General features: G+C 68.6%; 13 protein-coding genes. 8 read left to right on the top strand and 5 right to left on the bottom strand.

Going from position 1 to position 17,365, the window contains the following annotated elements:
- Window positions 1-57 precede the first annotated feature (57 nt).
- The 4 genes from ABT112_RS07920 to ABT112_RS07905 all read left to right on the top strand — a co-directional run bounded on the left by ABT112_RS07920 (window position 58) and on the right by ABT112_RS07905 (window position 6,793).
- Complete coding sequence (locus tag ABT112_RS07920) at window positions 58-816, top strand: CHAT domain-containing protein (protein WP_351506762.1); 759 nt, start codon at window positions 58-60, stop codon at window positions 814-816.
- Between the two features lie 66 nt (window positions 817-882).
- Window positions 883-1,656, top strand: coding sequence for a hypothetical protein (locus tag ABT112_RS07915; RefSeq protein ID WP_351506761.1), 774 nt, complete (start codon window positions 883-885; stop codon window positions 1,654-1,656).
- Between the two features lie 1,043 nt (window positions 1,657-2,699).
- Entirely contained in the window at window positions 2,700-4,859 is a 2,160-nt protein-coding gene (locus ABT112_RS07910) for a SpoIIE family protein phosphatase (protein ID WP_351506759.1), read from the top strand.
- A 176-nt stretch (window positions 4,860-5,035) separates the two neighbouring features.
- Window positions 5,036-6,793, top strand: coding sequence for a hypothetical protein (locus tag ABT112_RS07905; RefSeq protein ID WP_351506756.1), 1,758 nt, complete (start codon window positions 5,036-5,038; stop codon window positions 6,791-6,793).
- A 6-nt stretch (window positions 6,794-6,799) separates the two neighbouring features.
- Here ABT112_RS07905 and ABT112_RS07900 read toward each other — a convergent pair whose 3' ends face one another.
- Window positions 6,800-8,923, bottom strand: a complete 2,124-nt coding sequence (locus ABT112_RS07900; protein ID WP_351506754.1) for an ATP-binding protein — start codon at window positions 8,921-8,923, stop codon at window positions 6,800-6,802.
- Window positions 8,924-10,141: 1,218 nt separating this feature from the next.
- On the opposite strand from ABT112_RS07900, the gene ABT112_RS07895 reads away from it, so the two are divergent.
- The 3 genes from ABT112_RS07895 to ABT112_RS07885 all read left to right on the top strand — a co-directional run bounded on the left by ABT112_RS07895 (window position 10,142) and on the right by ABT112_RS07885 (window position 12,291).
- Window positions 10,142-10,909, top strand: coding sequence for a hypothetical protein (locus tag ABT112_RS07895; RefSeq protein ID WP_351506752.1), 768 nt, complete (start codon window positions 10,142-10,144; stop codon window positions 10,907-10,909).
- A gap of 142 nt (window positions 10,910-11,051) precedes the next feature.
- The gene (locus tag ABT112_RS07890) at window positions 11,052-11,438 is read left to right on the top strand and encodes a hypothetical protein (protein ID WP_351506749.1); all 387 of its coding nucleotides are present in this window, start codon (window positions 11,052-11,054) and stop codon (window positions 11,436-11,438) included.
- Window positions 11,439-12,084: 646 nt separating this feature from the next.
- A complete protein-coding gene (locus ABT112_RS07885; RefSeq protein WP_351506748.1) occupies window positions 12,085-12,291 on the top strand; it encodes a type A2 lantipeptide in 207 nt (68 codons plus the stop codon).
- Window positions 12,292-12,648: 357 nt separating this feature from the next.
- Here the strand turns inward: ABT112_RS07885 and ABT112_RS07880 are convergent, their stop codons facing one another.
- The 3 genes from ABT112_RS07880 to ABT112_RS07870 all read right to left on the bottom strand — a co-directional run bounded on the left by ABT112_RS07880 (window position 12,649) and on the right by ABT112_RS07870 (window position 15,573).
- Window positions 12,649-13,404 carry a DUF4232 domain-containing protein gene (locus tag ABT112_RS07880; RefSeq protein WP_351506746.1) on the bottom strand — a complete coding sequence of 252 codons (756 nt, stop codon included), beginning with the start codon at window positions 13,402-13,404 and terminating at the stop codon, window positions 12,649-12,651.
- Window positions 13,405-13,681: 277 nt separating this feature from the next.
- The gene (locus tag ABT112_RS07875) at window positions 13,682-14,437 is read right to left on the bottom strand and encodes an SDR family NAD(P)-dependent oxidoreductase (protein WP_351506744.1); all 756 of its coding nucleotides are present in this window, start codon (window positions 14,435-14,437) and stop codon (window positions 13,682-13,684) included.
- A gap of 56 nt (window positions 14,438-14,493) precedes the next feature.
- A complete protein-coding gene (locus tag ABT112_RS07870) occupies window positions 14,494-15,573 on the bottom strand; it encodes an alkene reductase (RefSeq protein WP_351506742.1) in 1,080 nt (359 codons plus the stop codon).
- Window positions 15,574-15,873: 300 nt separating this feature from the next.
- On the opposite strand from ABT112_RS07870, the gene ABT112_RS35330 reads away from it, so the two are divergent.
- Window positions 15,874-16,080, top strand: a complete 207-nt coding sequence (locus tag ABT112_RS35330) for a hypothetical protein (protein ID WP_502975278.1) — start codon at window positions 15,874-15,876, stop codon at window positions 16,078-16,080.
- A gap of 108 nt (window positions 16,081-16,188) precedes the next feature.
- Here the strand turns inward: ABT112_RS35330 and ABT112_RS07860 are convergent, their stop codons facing one another.
- Entirely contained in the window at window positions 16,189-17,121 is a 933-nt protein-coding gene (locus tag ABT112_RS07860) for a phytoene/squalene synthase family protein (protein ID WP_351506740.1), read from the bottom strand.
- Window positions 17,122-17,365 lie beyond the last annotated feature (244 nt).

Genomic DNA, 17,365 nt, shown 5'->3' with positions numbered 1-17,365 from the left:
GCGGCTTCGTGGAGCGGGAAGGCGGCCCGGTTCGGGAAGGAGGCTGCGGACCTCCAGGTGAAGCTGGCCAAGGCAGAGCAAGCGGAGCGGGAGCGGGAGCGGAAGGAGAGCGAGCGCAAAGCGGCTGCCGAGCGGAAGAAGACCAACAGCCGCCTGTCCCTGACCGAGGAACGCGTCGAGAGTGTGATCCGACAGCTTCGGGAACCCAAGAAAGAGAAGCTGCGCGTTCTCATGCTCGGCGCCGCCTCGGGCGGCGACCTTCGCGTGAACCGCGAGCAAGAGCGCATCCGTTCGGCGGTGGAGAGGTCGCTTCACCGTGACCTCGTAGAACTGGACGTCCATCCCGCCGCGACCATCGAGCACCTCCTCGACGGCCTCACGAGGTTCCGGCCCCACGTCGTACACTTCTCCGGCCACAGCGACAAGGACCTGATCGTTTTCGAGCAGGACCTCGACGAACCTCACGAGGGAGCGATCGTCTCCGCCCGCGCGTTCTCCAGCGCCATCAAGGCGGTCGACGAGCCTCCGTTGCTGGTGCTTTTGAACTCTTGTCACTCCGCGGCTCAGGGAAAGCACCTTGTCGAGACGGTCCCGTTCACGATCGGCATGACCGATGAGATCGACGACACCGATGCCATCAACTACGCCGCGCGCTTCTACACGAGCGTGGCCGACGGCCAGTCGATCCAAGCAGCCCACATGACGGGCCGGGCGATCATGGAGATGATGGGATCGCCTGATCACGAGCTGCCCGTCCTCACCTGCGCATCGGACGTCGACCCGAGCAAGGCGTTCCTGGTTCAGCCACCACCTTGACCCCTAAGCTACGGCAACCCACTCAAACCTGAGCGCAGGCTGCCTCCTTCACGCCATCATCCTGCTATGGCAGTTACACCCAACCAGCAGACCGACCTTCGCAAGGTCTTCTACCAATGCAGGCTCGGCCGCGACGACCTTGAGCGCATGTTCAACATGGCATGCGAGGGAATTGAATCGCCGACAGTAAAAGTCTCGACAGTCTCCGGAAATACGCGATTCTGGGAGGAAAATCTCCCTAGCCTAGTTACCGCAGTTCAGTCACAATCGGCAGAATCCGGCGACGAGTGGACGAACCTGAATCTGGAAGCCGAGAACCCGGGGAGAGAAAGGGTTGTCTCGATAACGATTGACACCGACAGGACCGAGTACAACGTATCGGGATCCGATGCCGTCTGGGCCTACGGCCAGTCAGCGAGAATCGAAAAGTTCCTCAGCCAGAGGGGGGCGGTCACAAATTCACCTAAATACGAGGCCAAGATTTCAGCTGGATTCATCTTCGTGTTCTCGATAATTGGCGCCTTCTTCCTCATGGCCGACGACGGGCCCGACACAGTATCCGAATGCCTCAGCCGAGCGAAAAAGATCCGAGAAGACGCCCCGACTGTCAACGCAATATTCGCCACCCTGATGGCACTGGGTCTCGCGGGTGCCATCATCCCCCTACTGAAGCGGAGGGCACTCCGGGCACGCCTGAAAGTAAATTCCAATATTTCGCCCGGCGGATGGTGGTTCCACCTATCCGCTGCAGAAAAGATCGCAGCAATCGGCATCCCCATCGCCATAGTGGCCGCCGTTGGCGCCGCAATGTCAGGGTTCAGTGACGTATTCGGAAAGTAAAGTAGGGGCCCCGAAAGACCCCTACCCCTGGCCGCGATTAACTCTTGATCTTCACGATCATGAGAATGATCGCAAAGACCAGCAGAGAAATCGGTTCCATCGTGGACTCCCTCAAGTCATGCCCCTCGGGGCGGTGTATGCAGGGAGCCCGCGCTGTTGCCAGTAGGGAGAGTATGCCTCGCACTGGCACACACTGTCCCTGTTTCACAGCGAGAAGGCCGGAAGATTCAAGCCAGTCTGTCGACACCTTCTAGCCCGCTTCTATGTCCCAGCGCCGCTGGCGGTACCGGTGAGCAGCTCAGATCAACCGAGCCGCATACGCGAAGCATGCGACTTCACTCAGACCGCCGTCGCAGCTTTCGGCAGCAAGACGTACGCCATCGACTGTGTCGACGGCACCGTCGGGGTGCACGCGTCATGACGAGGGGAGCCTTGAAGCTGGAAGTGCCCCGAGCGTGCCCCTCAGGGTGGTGAACAGCGGTCAACACGGGTGCCTGCAAGTCGGCGAACGCCATGACCAAGGCGGCCGTTTCCGCAGGTCAGAGGCCGTGTCGACGCTCCGAGCGTCGGTGATTCCCAAGCTCAGAGCGCGAGTTCGATTCTCGTCACCCGCTCCATGCGAAAGCCCCAGGTCAGCAGCCCTGGGGCTTTGCTCTTTAGCCTTGGGGCTTTCTTCATTGACCAGGCCGTTTTCGAGCGGCGTACCACGCGCGCGCCATAACGCACCGAGCACCGCACCGAGTTGGCGCGGGCAAGTCCGTTCCAAGTGAGTTGACCGGCCGTCACCTCATGCCGCGAGACATGCCTTCTGTGGGGTGCGCCGTGCCGCACGGAGCCGCCAGGAGCACACCTCGATGGAGTCGTCCCTGCTTCGCGAGCGACCAGGCCCCGGCTCCAGCGCATCGGCGGAAGGGCCGGGCCCGGCTGCTGCGACGGCTCCGGAGGTCGGTGCGATCCTTGGAGCAGGAGCCTCTGACGCGTCCGGAAGCCCAGCGCGGCGGACACGTCCGGTATTGCCTCTCACGGACGATGGTGCAGTCCCCATGGATACCTCTGACAGCGCAGGTGCAGTCGGCCGCAGCCCGGGGCCCTCCGACGAGTGGTGGCATGCGAACCCGCCCATGCTGGAGCGGATCCTCGCCCTTTCGCCGGCGGGTATGGCCGTGCTGGACCGGGATCTGCGCTTCGTCTGGGTCAACGAGGCTCTGGAGCGCCTCGGGGGCCTTTCCCGTGACCAGCGGTTGGGCAAGCGCCTGCGGGACGTGCTGCCCCTGTTGGACCTCAGGCTGGATGCCGAGGGGATCGAGGCGCTCACGCGGGAGGTGCTCGAGACCGGCCGGCCCCTGGTCGATCACCTGCTGCGAGGCGGGACGAAGGCACACCCCCATCGGCCGCTCGCCTACTCGCTGTCCGTCTTCCGGCTCCACAGCGCCACGAACCGGGTACTGGGCGTGTCCTTCATCGTCCTCGACGTCACCGACCGCTGGCGGGCTCGGGAGCGGCTCGCTCTGCTGAACGAGGTCGGAGCGCAGACCGGCAGCACCCTGGACGTCATGGACACCGCGCAGACCCTGGCCGATATCAGCGTGCCCCGGCTGGCCGACTTCGTCGCCGTCGACCTGATGGAATCGGTGATACGCGGCGACGCACCCCGTCCTGGGGCTCACCTCCATGCGCCACAGATGCGCCGCGCGGGCCAGCAGTCGATCCACGAAGGGGTCCCCGAGTCGGTCGCGGCGACCGGGCAGGCCGTCGACTTCCACCCTCAGTCACCCGAGATGCAGTGCATGCTCGACGGGCGCTCCCGCCTGGAAGCCATGCCGGGTGCCTCGACCATGAGCTGGTTCGCAACCGACCCGGCCCGAGCCGCGAAGATCCAGGAATTCGGCCTCTGCTCCCTGATACTCGTCCCGATCCTCGCCCTCGGCGATGTTCTGGGCGTCGTCAGATTCATCCGCTGGCAGCTGCGCGACCCCTTCGAGCAGGACGACCTGCTCCTCGCGGAAGAAGTCGTGGCCCGCGCGGCGGTGAGCATCGACAACGCCCGCCGCTACACCCGACAGCACAGCACCGCGCTGGCCCTGCAGCGCAGCCTGCTCCCGCGCAGTCTCACCGGCGGCAGCACTCTCGACGTCGCCTGGCGGTACCTGCCCGCCCATGCCTCCGATGGTGCGGGCGGCGACTGGTGCGACGTGATCCCCCTGTCCGGGGCCCGGGTGGCCATGGTCGTCGGAGACGTCGTGGGCCACGGGATCGATGCCGCAGCCACCATGGGACGGCTTCGCACCACCGTTCGCACCCTGGCGGACATGGACCTCCCTCCGGACGAGTTGCTGGCCCACCTCGACGACCTGGTACTGCGTCTGATCGACGAGGAACAGACCGCCGACCCGTCAGGGGCCCCCGCCGCGCTCGGCGCCACCTGCCTGTACGCCGTATACGACCCGGCCACACGTACGTGCACCATGTCCCGCGCCGGCCACCCCCCTGCCGCGGTCATCGCCCCGGACGGCTCGGTGGCCTTCCCCGACCTGCCCGCCGGGCCTCCGCTCGGCCTGGGCTCCCTGCCCTTCGAATCCGCCGAATTCGACCTCGCCGACAGCAGCGTCCTCGCCCTGTACACCGACGGCCTGATAGAGACCCGCGACCAGGACATGGAGCTGGGCCTCACCCGGCTGCGCAGCGCGCTGGCCTCACCCCGGGCGCGGCTCGACGACCTCTGCGGAACCGTCCTGAGCGACGTGCTCACCGGCCGCCCCGACGACGACGTCGCACTGCTCATCGCCCGCACCCACGCCCTCAGCGAGGACCGGGTGGCCACCTGGGACCTGACGTCCGACCCGACGGTCGTCGCGGACGCCCGCACCCTGACCGCGGACCGCCTCACCGCCTGGGGACTGGACGGTCTGATCTTCACCTTCGAGCTGATCGTCAGCGAACTCGTCACCAACGCCATCCGCTACGGCAACGGACCCATCCGGCTGCGCCTGATCCGGCAGGATGCGCTCATCTGTGAAGTCTCCGACGTCAGCAGCAGCTCACCCCGCATGCGCCACGCACGGACCACCGACGAGGGCGGCCGCGGCCTGTTCCTCGTAGCGCAGCTGGCCCGCCGCTGGGGCACCCGGTACACGACCGACGGCAAGATCGTCTGGGCTGAGGAACACCTCCCGGAGAACGGCGCTGAGCACCGGACGGCCTGACCTTCCACCGCACCCGGCCACCTGGCACCGCCGCGGCCCACGCTCCGGCAAGGCCCAACTCCTCGGCCCGGACCTGCGCTTTGCGTGCGCACCTCCGCCGAGGACCGCTTCCCTCGTCCCTATGGCTAGGCTGATCGGGATTCCAGGGACAGGGCGGAGCCGGCAGGAGGCAACGAGTGCGGGCAGTTGAGCCTCCGGCGATACGAGTGCCGGTCGGCAAAGACTCCGACCGCTGGACCAGTCGAACGAACTGCCGCCGGGTGCTGCTTGTTGCGCACAACGTGACCTCTGCCGGGCGTCTGCTCGACGTGGTCCCCCTGTTCCACGATGACTTCCGGGTGCAACTACTGGTCACGTCGACGGAATCGTCCGCATTCCAAGGCGGTCTGGACGAGCTGTTCACCGAGCTGGGCCTGCCCGTGCTGCCCTGGAATCAAGCGCTGAGGACACCAGTGGACCTGGCGGTTTCCGCGAGCTTCGGAGGGCAACTCCATGCCCTGCAGGGCAAATTGACTGTATTGTCACATGGAGTTGGATACACTAAGAAACTAGGAAAGCCGGGAGCCGGGAGCCGGGAGCCGGGAGCCGGGAGCCGGGAGCCGGGAGCCGGGAGCCGGGAGCCGGGAGCCGGGAGCCGGGAGCCGACCTTCGGCCTGTCCCCGGACTGGTTGCTGACGGACGGCGAACCGTTCATGGATGGGCTTGTGCTGTCGCATCCGGAGCAACTGGAGCGGTTGCGACGCGTTTGCCCCGAGGCCGAGACGGCCGCCGTACTCGCCGGCGATCCCTGCTTCGACCGCATGCTGGCCGCGCGCCCTTATCGGGAGCGATTCCGGCGCGCTCTGGGGGTTCGCCGCGGCCAGCGCCTCGTCGTCCTGAACTCCACGTGGAATCCGGAGGGTCTCTTCGGGAACGGCGGTGACCGAGACGTTCTGCCGAGCTTGTTGCCTCGGCTCGCCGCCGAGCTGCCGACCGACGACTACCGGCTCGCAGCCATCCTGCATCCGAACATCTGGTACGGGCACGGCCCCGGCCAGATCCGCGCGTGGCTGGACCGAGCACGCCGCAGTGGACTGGCCCTGATCGATCCGGTGCACGCGTGGCGCCAGGCCCTCTTGGCGGCGGACGTGGTGCTGGGGGACTTCGGGGCGGTCACCTACTATGCCGCAGCGCTGGGAACCCCTGTGCTGCTGGCCGCCTCCGGGGAGGCGCGGCTGGATCCTGACGCACCGCTCGCCGCCTTCGTCCGGGATGCCCCTCGGCTCGACCCGCACGGTGCTTTGTGCGATCAGCTCACGGAACTGCTGGCGCGTCACCGGCCGCTCACCGGGCCCGCACAGTTCACCACCTCGGCCCCAGGCGCTTCGGCGGAGCTGCTGCGGCGGCACTTCTATGGGCTGATGGCACTCCCCGAGCCCGCGGCTGCCGCTCTGCTGGAACCGCTGCCCTTGCCCCAGTACGATCCGCCACGGCGTACGAATCCGCTGGATGTCCGCACCCGTGTCCGCGGCGTGGATGTCGTGGTCGAGCGATCCACGGGGCATCCCTACGACGCTGCCGGCGAGACGCACCGCGCCGTGCACGAGGACACTCTCGATCCCGGCGACCTGGCAACGGCCGACGTCATCTGGCGTGACGGAGCCCCGGGCGACCCGCGCTTGGGGCCCCTGGACGACTGGGCCGCGGAAGTGCTGCACCGTCACCCGCACTGCTCCCTCGCTGCGTACGTCAGCGGTCCGGACCACTGCACGGTGCGCGCCCGTGGCCTCGGCGTTGTGCGACTGTCGGCGGGTCCGGCGGCGGACGCCGACCCGGCGGTGTACGCCTCGGCGCTGCACGCGTGGTTGACGCACGGCGGTGAGGTGCCTCGTGGCGGGACGACCCTTCGGGTCCACGTGGCCGACAGCGTTCATCCGGTGGTGTGCACCAGGTGAGGACTGCTACTGCGCGGCTTCGCATCGCCGCCGGAGGCGAGCGAGGTACTCCAGGTGCGGAGTCGCCCCCTCCGGTGTGAGCAGGCGTTCGGCCTCCGTGATCCTGGCAAGCGCCGCGGCGTCGTCGCCTGCGTCGTGCAGGGTCTCGGCGAGGTCGGTGAGGACGCGCCCCTGGTTGTACGCCTCGCCCTGTTCCACGAAGAAGTCCAGCGCCCTCTCCAGGTGGGTGCAGGATTCCTCCGATCGTCCCAGGCCGCGGAGGGCACGTCCCTGGTGGCGCGTGGCGAGGGCGAGCGCGCGTGGCAGGTCCTTCGCGTCATCCTGCTCGGCGGAGATCCGTCGGTACAGGTCTTCCGCTTCGACGAACCGCTCGTAGGCCGCCGCGTACTGCCACCGGCTCAGCATGTGCAGACCCAGCAGTTCCACGGACGACGCTTCGCCCCGCAGGTGGCCTGCCGCACGCTCGCCTGCGACGGCCAGGTGCGCCTCACGTTCGGCCTCTTCCCATCGCCGCAATTCGCCCAGGCAGTGACCGAGTTGGAAGTGGAGTGCGGCTGCCATGCGGGAATCCGGGTCGGACTCGTCGGCGCACCGGGCCGCGATCTGCAGAGCAGGCAGCACCTCGTCCCAGTATCCGGACTTCAGCTGAAGCGGCCACAGCGCGCGGGCCAGCCGTAGTGCCGTGTCGAGGTGCCCGTATTCCTGGGCCACGGAGACGGCCCGCATCACATTCGTGGCCTCGGCCCGCAAGGCAGCCATGCCCGCGGCTTCGTCGCGGTACGGCGTGCCCTTCGCCGGACAGGGCTCGACCCGCCAGCTTCGCGGCAGCGCGGCATGTGCCGCATGCAGTGCTCGGTTCAGCAGGAAGTCGAGGGCCCGGGAGACGGCCGCGGCACACTCCGCGATTCCGTGCTCGAGACCGGCGGCGTCCGCCAGGAGGCGTCGGACCTCGGGGCGGAAGCGGTAACGACCGTCATGCAGGGGCTCCACGAGCTGCGTTTCCGCCGCTTCGGACAGCATCCGCTCGGCTTCCTCGGGGGCGACGGCCGCGGCAGCCCCGGCCAGGTCGGCGTCGAACGCGGGCCAGCCGGCCACCGCGGTCAACCGGCACAACCGTGCCGTCCCGGGGTCGAGTCCGCGGCACGTGGCCTGGGCCATGCCGTGCACCGGGGAGCGCCCCGGGGCACCATCCGCCGGTTCCGGGAGCGACGGTTCCTCGGTCAGCAGACGCATGGCCGCCACTTTCAGAGCGAAGGCGTTGCCCGCGCAGTGGCCCAGCAGTCCGGGCAGGTGCGGCTTGGCGAGAGCGACCTTCTCCGGGCCGGCGACCTTCCTCAGCATCTTCACCGCGTCCCGGTCCGTGAGCCGGGGTACCGCGATGCGCTCCGCTTCCAGTCCGAAGGCCGGTCCGGACGCGATGACCAGGAGAAAGACCTCTGGGGTGGCGGGGATGAGGTTGCGGACCTGCGCGACGGACGAGGCATGGTCGATCACCACCAGCGCCTTTCGGCCCGCTGTCAGCCGCCGGTAGAGCTCCTCCCGCCCGGCCTCCGTGGGCGGAATGCCCTCCCGCTCGACCCCCATCCTCAGCAACAAGCGCAGCAGGACGGCCGACGGTCCGGGTCCGTTCTCCGCGGCTGCGTCGCGGAGGTCGACGTAGAACTGTCCGTCGGGGTAGCGGGCGAGCTGGCCGGCACCCCAGTGCAGACCTACTGCGGTGGTTCCGATTCCGGGCGGCCCGTACAGGAGGGCAGCCCGTGGCCGGCCCTCTGCCGACCGGACCGCCTCTCGTGTCAGCTGCTTCAGTACCCGACGGCGATCGGTGAAGTTTCTGGTGGCAGGCGGCAGTCCTGCCCCCAGGGGCAGAAGCAGCGCGGGTTCCGGCATGCTCCTCAGGAGTTGGGCCCACTCGTCATTCTGCTGCCGGTCCTGGCCGAGTCTCGCGTGCAGCTCCCGAGCCAAGGCCTCCCACCCCACCGGGGTGGACGGCGAAGGCGTCTCACGCCCCAGAGTGCGTCTCACCAACGCGCCCGTCGACACCAGCGCCTGCTTGCCCATCTCCCCCGCGGCACCATTTCCCACTGCGGTGAGGAACGCGGTGAGCGCCCCCACCGTCACGATCTCGATCACGCCAGTCCCTCCCCTGGTACCGTGCTGCGACCCTCGCCGGACTGTATCCCCCCGCCGAAGAGCCGTGGAAGAAGCGGCAGTCACCGGCAGGCGGACCCCGGAGCGTGCCTCACGCCCATTCCAGCCGCACAGGGAACGACAGAAGGACGTGCGTGCGGCCCAAGGCAGCGCGAACTCGGGTACAGGGTGGGCAGCGGCCGGTTGGCAACCGGTTGGCGGCGGTGGCCGACGCATCGGATCGCGAACCGAGGCCCGAACTGAGGCCACTGATGCCTTCGCGTAAGCCGCTGGAGTCGTCCTGATTGATCGGCAGCATCGACAGACCGCCAAAGGTTGCGCGACTTCCCTCCTGTTAGAGAGCCGTTAATTCACCGAGCGATTGCCGAACCTGGTGATATATAGGCCGACCGGTTTACCCGCCGTTCCCACCCCGATCGCGGCAACGGCACTTCCGCACCCTCGGCGGGGATGAACAAATACGCGGCCCGAACCCCGTGATCTTGATCTCATGGCGGCCGCGATTCCCCTGTGGCAGGATTGCCGCACGCATTCACCTCCGAGTTGACTCCTCTGAGGTGCCTGCAGGTCAAGGGGAGTGCACTTTCGAGCACTGACCAAAGGTGCCACCCGTAGCGGCAATGACGCACCGCTGCGGTTCGTACTCAAGGGGGAAATCGGTGGGGCGACACAGTCCCATAAACAGCCTCATGACGCTTGACGGCGATCATGCTTGGGCGCTTCATGGGCGGCAATAGAGCCCTTCAGCCCAACGAGCTGCCGTAGACAGCCCCCAGGGCATGTCATCGATACCCCCTGATGAGCCACGTCTGCACCACCCGTCCCGCCCTGCCGCGGGGCTTCGGCTCGCGGCCGAGCGCCCGGTCGGGGCCATGCGGTGTCCGCAGGCTCAGTGATGCCGCGAGGCTGTGTTCACAGAAGTGATCCGTGATCGGTCCACCGATGAGTCGGGTCCGGCCAACCGAGGAATAGTCATGAATGATCCGCGCTCATCGTCCGGCCTGGTGATCGGCCTTTGTGTCTTCAACGCCGGCATCAGCACCCTTGCTGCCATCTTGACGTGGCAGGACGGGCCGAGCCCTTGGGTGGCTGCATCCCTGGTAGCGCTCGTTCTCCTCTTCATCGTCCTCCGCAACAGCAGGAGTTCGTAGTCGGGCCCTCGCCAAAAGAATTGGGCTCGCCGAGGCAAAGGAAAGTTTCGTGAAACTCTCTTACCGCATCGCGTCTGCCGCACTGGTCGGTTTGACACTCGTCGGGACTGCGGCCGCGCAGGTGCAGGCCGTTGCTCCTGTCAGGGCCGTCGCCGAATCAGAGAACGCCTCCCCGGAAATGGAGGCGTTCAAGAACAAGCTGGAGACCTTGACGAAGGAGTCTACGGTTCTGGAAGGAGTCGATGCACAGAAGTGGCTCAAGCAGTTCAACGCCGACCTGGGCAGGAACACCATCGGCGCCCACCTGGACACCGGCTCCTCGCTCACTCCCGGACTTGCTTCGGTATACCGCCTCTCCAACGGCAACACGCAGGTCTCTGTTCCTATTGGTGGACAGGTGCGCGGCGCCAGCATGAACGCCGTCTACTCCTCTTCGGGAGCTCTGGTGGAGACCCTGGAGATGCAACTCACCCACGACAAGCAGACCGGTCACACCCAGGTATGGCGCAATGGCTCGAAGATCGCCGACAAGATCCTGAAGGTGGCAGACCTGCCCAAGGACCTGCCCGCTGACCCGACTGCGCAGGGCTCTTCAGCCGGCAAGCCCGCCATCACCACGAAGGGCTTCAGCTTCTCGAAGTTCAACGACTGCCTTTCCGGTGCGGGCATCTCCGCATGGACTGTGGGGCTCATCAGCGTTGCTTGCGGTGCCGTCTGCGCAGGAACCGCAGGTGCCGGTTGCATTCCCTGCCTCACCGCCGCAGGGGGCGTCGGAGCGGGAACGGTGTGGTTCTGCGTCGGCAAGGCGACCAAGTAACCGACCACGGCCGGAAGCACTCAGTGCCTTGAAATGAACAGGTGCCGCTTGTCCTCAATTGCGGTGAGGGCAAGCGGCACCACCCCCACTGTACCGGCTGTACCGGTGCGGAAGGTCGTTGAAGGACCACGAGGAGTACCTGATGGGCAAGGACAGCACGGGCAGGACGTTCCCCATCCTGAACGGGCAACACGAGCTGACCGTCCTGCGATGCGCCGTGAGCGCGGAGTGGATCGAGGTCGCCTACCGCATCACGCCGCCCCTGCCGGAGCGGTGGCGGGACGCGCCGGACGGTTCGCTCGTGGAGGCCGGCCCGCCGATCTTCCTCTCCGTGGAGGCCGTTGACGACCTCGGAGGGGAGTATCCGGATGGCGGCGGTGCCTTCGGCACCGACCCGGAAGGCCACTTCACCGAAGGCACTGTCTCCGTGCAGCCCGCTCCTCCTGCCACCGCCGAGTCTCTGACGCTCACGCTGACGATTACCTGCGGAGACCAGCAGAGCGACCTTCACCTGGAAATGCCCCTCTGAGGACTGTCCCGGGCAGAGCCCCTGGTGGGGGGGGCACGACGACAGCCACGGCAGCTCACCATGGTCAGGACGTCCGGATACGTTCAGCATCCGGACGTCCTGACGGGCGGCCCCTGAGCCGGTCTTCCGAAGCTTCGGCCGCGACCGTCGCAGGTCCTTCGGGCCTCAAGCGGCCGGGTCCGGTGACGCAGACCGGCGACCACCGGCGAAGGTCCGCGCAGTCCATGGCGCTGCGGCTCGGTGAACCTGCGCGCCATCCACACAGAAAGGTCACAGCCGAGTCGCCGAGTCGCGCTGTGCAGGGTGAACGCCGCCCTCAGGGGAGGATATGTCCTTCGAGTGACCATGCCAGTCCCCTCCACAAGACTCGGCCACTGAAAAATTCGGTGAGGAAGTTGTCACCATCCGGTCGAAGATCCGGCTTGCCGACATGCCGAGATACCGAAGCGTCTACGGAAATTCCGGACGAGTCAGGGGTGGCTGAGCCGCCGTAACCATGGTTTGATCCACGCCAATCGGAATCCGCGCATCCACTTCCGGGTGTCGGACGATTGCCAAGCCGGCCGCCGGCTTGGGCCGGGCCGCTCGACACGGTCCGTGATCACAACAAAAGCGAATGGGAGGGCCTGCCATGCGTAAGGACACCATGCCTCAGACCGAGACTCGCGAGATCCCTGACAGTGAGCTGGACCACGTCTCCGGCGGAATTCTCGGGGCCGACCTTGTGACGGGTGGCGCGGAATCCGCACTGCCCGGCCTGCCCGCTCTGGGTGGCTCGGTTTCCGGCGGCCTGAGCGCTCAGGCAGGCCCGGTCGCCGGACAGGCAGGCTTCTCCGGCGGCCTCGGCGTCTGAGACGCATGCACCAAGTTCTCCTTGGTGCATTCTCACCCCGGCCCTTGCGCATTCCCGGTTTTCATGGGCCTCGGCACTGCTGTGATGCCGTTGCACGCATTCGGGGCCTGGCGTGACGTCGGTCTTCAAGACCCGGTTGTGGTCTTGAAGACCGGCGTTGTCGTTCGGGGGTGAGGAGATGCGGCCGGAGGAGCCCGGGGGAAGTCCCGGTGGAGACGGTGCGGGTGGTGCGGGCGGCCTTCCCAATAGGGAGCAGGCGGCCCCTCTCCGCACCACCTGCCGCCTTGTCCGGCTGCCCAGCGCCCTTTCGCCCGCGCGGCCCGCATCATCCGATCGAGTCCGCCGGCGCCGAGGCGGTCAGCCGATGGGGTTGACGAAGGTGGCCGGGTGGGTGGCGCCCTGCTGGTCGACGAGCGGGCCCCAGGGCCACTTCAGGGTCAGCGCGGTGGTCTCGTTCGGCGGGGTGACGACCGCGAAGGCGGGCTTCCAGGAGCCCTCCTCGTTCTCCTCGGCCATGCCGAGGTTGATCGTGAAGTCGGTGCTGTCCCTGGGCCCCAGGGTGATCGAGCCGTGCTTGGCCGACGAGCGGGCCAGCGACCAGCTCTGACCGCCGTTGCCGGGCTTGAGGTCCACGCCCGGGAAGCCGCCGATCACGCAGGTGCGGCTGCCCTTGTTGGTCAGCACGACGCTGGTGGTCGTCGGGCCGTCCGCGTTCGGGTCCGGGGTCGCGTCCTCGCCCATGGCGAACGACGCCTTCAGGCCGGAGGTGTGGCAGCGCTGGACGCCCGCGCCCGCCCTGCCCGGCCGCTTGCCCGCGGCGCCCGCCTTGGTGTCGACCCCGGCATCGGAGCCCTGGGCACCGGCGCCCGCCCGGGCATCGGAGCCCTGGGCAGCAGAGTCCTGGGCATCGGAGTCCTGGGCATCGTCGGAGGAGCCCACGGGCCGCACGGACTTGGCTGCCGTGTCCGTGTCCGTGCGGCCCGCCGACTTCGCGCCGCCGTCGTCCGATCCGGAGCAGGCCGTCAGGGTGAGGCCGGCGACCGCGGTCAGGGCCGCGGCGGCGACGCGCAGGGTGCGGCGACGAGCAGTACGGACAGTGGTGTTGGAGCTCATGTCGGGTCCCCTGGGGCAGTCGGTGTCGTTGCTTCCTCGGTACGTCACCCACTCTGCTCGGGGCCGCTGTCGCGAAGCTGCCGCTCCCCTAACGTCCGGCTAACCCGGTGTGAGCAGCGGAAGGACGCCCGGGAGAACCCGAAGAGCCAAGCCCGGCCCGCTGGTCGGGAAGCACGGCGCCGCTTGCCGGAACCAGGGGCGTCCGACCGGCCGAGGCCATGTCCACAGGCGTCCCGCTCCCCGCAGCGACCGGAACGGTACGGCCCATGGCACCGGGTCAGGCGCGGATGCGGGCCAGTTCCCTGTCCAGTTCCTCCACGGTGCCGAGCCTGACGCTCTCGTCCTGAACGGAGGGGGCGAGCGTCACTGCCACAGCCGCCTCTCCCACCTGGTCGGCGGTGAGCCAGGACGGGTCGCCGTTCGGGCGGCTGCGGTTGACGATCGGGCCGAGCAGGAGGTTGTTGACGCGGCGCTGTCCGCGCAGGTCGGCGCTCAATGCCTCGCGCATCATCAGGACCGCCGCCGCGTGCATGCTGATGACGCCGGCCCGCGGGTAGGGCTCACGTGCGGCGAATCCGGCGATGAGGGTGTAGCTTCCGGCCGCGTCGAGCCGGGGCACGAAGGCCCGGGCCACGGCGAAGTGCGACGTGGTGGTCTCCACGAAGTGCTGCTGCCAGTCGCTCTCGTCGGTCTGCCACAGGGTCTTGCCCATCCACCACCCGCCGATGGACGGGACGACGTGGTCGACGCGCCCGTGGTCGGCGACGATCCGCTCCGCGAGTTCCGTCGACTCCTCGAAGGTTCCGTATCCGGCGGGGAGCCGGACCAGGCGGTCGCCGAGGCGGGGGCCGATCAGCTCGGCCAGCTCGTCGAGACGTTCCCGGCTCCGGCCGGGCACGACCACGGTGGCGCCGGCGCCGAGGAAGGCGCGGACGATGCCTTCTCCGACGTTGCCCGTGCCGCCGGGGACGACCACGACCCTGCCGTCGAGCGGGGCGTCGTTCCGTGCGTCGGGCGCGAAGGGGGTACTCATGGGCGTTCCTTTCCTCAGGACCGGTTCGCTGTGCCCCGGGGTTGTGGTGACCCCGGTCAGGCGGGCAGGACCGGGTAGTCGGTGTAGCCGCGCTCGTCGCCGCCGTAGAACGTGGTCCGGTCGGGCTCGTTGTACGGACCGCCGGACGCCAGGCGGCGCGGCAGGTCGGGGTTGGCCAGGAACAGCGCGCCGAAGGCGATCATGTCCGCGGTGCCGTCCTCGACCAGGCCGAGGGAGGCGTGGCCGGTGGGCTCGGGGTGGGTGAACGGGTTGAGGACGAACGTGCCGGGCCAGTCCTTGCGCAGACGCTCGGTCAGGCCGCGGTCGAGGCCTTCGAGCACGTGCAGATAGGCCAGGTTCAGCGGGGCGAGACCGGCCACCAGGGCCGTGTAGGTCTCCTCCAGGTCCGCCGGATCCGTCTCGGAGATGTCGTTGAAGGGGGTGCCGGGCGAGATACGGATACCGGTCCGGTCGGCGCCGATGGCCTCCGCGACGGCCGCGGCGGCCTCGACGGCGAAGCGCACCCGGCCCGCCGCGTCGCCTCCCCAGCCGTCGGTGCGCCGGTTGGCGTTGGGGGCGAGGAACTGGTGGATCAGGTAGCCGTTCGCCCCGTGGAGCTCCACCCCGTCGAACCCGGCGGCGATGGCGTTGCGCGCGGCGTCGGCGAAGTCGGCGATCGTCCGCACGATCTCGTCGTGCTCCAGCTCCTTCGGCGTGACGAAGTCCTGGGGGCCCTCGTGGGTGTACACCTGGCCTTGGGCGGCGACAGCGGACGGGCCCACCGGGATCAGGCCGTCGGGCAGCAGGCCGGGGTGGCCGATCCGGCCGGTGTGCATCAGCTGCGCGAAGATCACCCCGCCCTCGCGGTGGACGGCTTCGGTCACCTGCCGCCAGGCGGCGACCTGCTCGTCGGAGTGCAGGCCCGGGGTGTCGGGGTAGCCCTGGCCGACCACCGACGGCTGGACGCCCTCGGTGATGATCAGCCCGGCGCCTGCCCGCTGGGCGTAGTAGGTCGCCATCAGCTCCGTCGCGGTGGCACCCGGCCCGTAGGCGCGGCTGCGGGTCATCGGCGCCATCGCCACGCGGTTGGCGAGACGCTTGCCACCCAGCTCGATCGGGTCGAACGCGGTCGTCATGATCACTCCTTCGTTCAGGGGCGGGAGGCGCCCGGACTGGCGGCTCTCCCTCGGCGTACGGTGCCCAGGGCACCATTACCTGTCCGAACAAGCAAATCGCCCCTGAGCCTTCCCGCCCTCTCGCGTGAACTGCGTCACCCACCACCCCTCTCGCCAGGAAACCCCTGGTCGACTCGCGGCTACTGGCCGCTGAACACAAGGGGACCGCGGGGTGGGGAGGGTCGCTGCCCCGACCTGCGCCCGGCGCACTGCCGGGCGGATCGCTGTCCGGCAAGGTCAAGCGGGGATTGGACGCTTTTGATGATCCGGACAACCAACCCGGGACGCGCACAGCCGACCGCTCCGCCGACAACGGCGCCGGCCACCTTCCAGGTGCCGGTGCCCACCGCCGCCCGGGCGGGGCCGGTCAGCCACGCGATCCTCCGCGTGGCCCGCCTGCAGCGCGTGATCGCCGGGCAGCTCCTGCGCCCCCTGGGCCTCCGCCTCGGCCACATCGCTGACGTGTGAGGGGAGGCGGCGGACTCGCCCCCGGATACGGCCCGCTCCGCCACTGGCATGTGGGGCATGCGGACCCGCCACCCGGATGCCGCCCACTGCACCCCGGTTCACCCCGGTTCACTCCGGGCGATCTCCACCGGAACGGCGCAGGCCGCGCGCGTGACGGTACTCGCGGATGAGGATCTTCAGCATCGTGGAAACGGCGGGCCGGGCGGGAGCCGTCAGGAGACCCGGACCCCTGCCCTCGGCAGCGTGGGCGGTGGCCTCCTCCAGGGCGATCAGGGCCCGCACGAAGGGGCGGTTGGCCGGCGGCAGGAAGCCGGTCACCTCGCGGCTCGCGACCAGGTCGGTGCGGGCCTGCTGGATGAGGCGCCGCAGCAGAGCGCGCACTCCGGGGGTGTCCTGGGCGCGTTCGAGGTCGGTACGGGTCACGCCGTGGTGCGCCAAGGCGTCCTCGGGGAGGGTCATCCGGTCGTCGGCCAGGTCCTCGGCGAGATCGTTGACGAAGTCGAGCCGCTGGCTCCCGTCGATGTAGGTGCGGCAGGCGGCGCGGTAGCCGACAGGTTCGTCACCGGGGACGAGCAGGCAGGCCACCAGCATGAAGGCGGGCAGTGAGTACTCGTCCACGTAGCGCCGGTAGTCCGACTCCGTCGCGAAACCCTTGAATTCGAGGTCGGTGACCGCGGTGCGGAGAAAGTCCGCGACGCGGTCGAGGAGCTGGGGGTGGCGGGCACCGATGTGCAGGACCGGCCGGAGCACGGGGTGGTCGCTGCTGCCGGTGGCCAAGGCCCGGCCCACCTCTTGCTCCCATGCCGCGTAGGCGGCGGCGCGCTGGGGGAGCGGGCCGTGGTCGAGGAGGTTGTCGGTGTGGTGCATGAAGGCGACGACGGCGATCAGGTGGGGAGCCAGGGGACGCGGCAGCAGCAGAAGGGCCGCGGCGTAGGCCGCGCGCTTGTACTGCGCCACCAACGAACGCTGCCGGGTGAAGTCGTCGCGCAGCTGCGGGTCGTGAATGCCCGCGGCATCCAGCCGGCTGGTCCACATGCTCATGCGGTCTCCTTGAACGGTGGGGGCGGCAAGGGCCCGACGGGATCGTCACGCACGGCGTGATCGGTGAGCGGCCGGATGGCGGCGGCCGGGACGGCGCGCTGCCACCCGGGACGCGCGTCCGAGCCGCGGGCACGCTCATTCTCGGGCCCGGGTGGCCGGTAGCGAGGCCAAGAGGCAACCGGCGGGTGGGCAAGGCCGGGAACGCGATCTCGCGTCGGCGTCCCCTGCGCGCACTACCTTGCAG

The sequence above is a fragment of the Streptomyces sp. NPDC002055 genome, from assembly GCF_040296705.1.
Classification (GTDB): Bacteria; Actinomycetota; Actinomycetes; order Streptomycetales; family Streptomycetaceae; genus Streptomyces.
The sequence above is the reverse complement of the archived record's forward strand: the minus strand, read 5'-3'. Positions and strand labels throughout refer to the sequence as shown.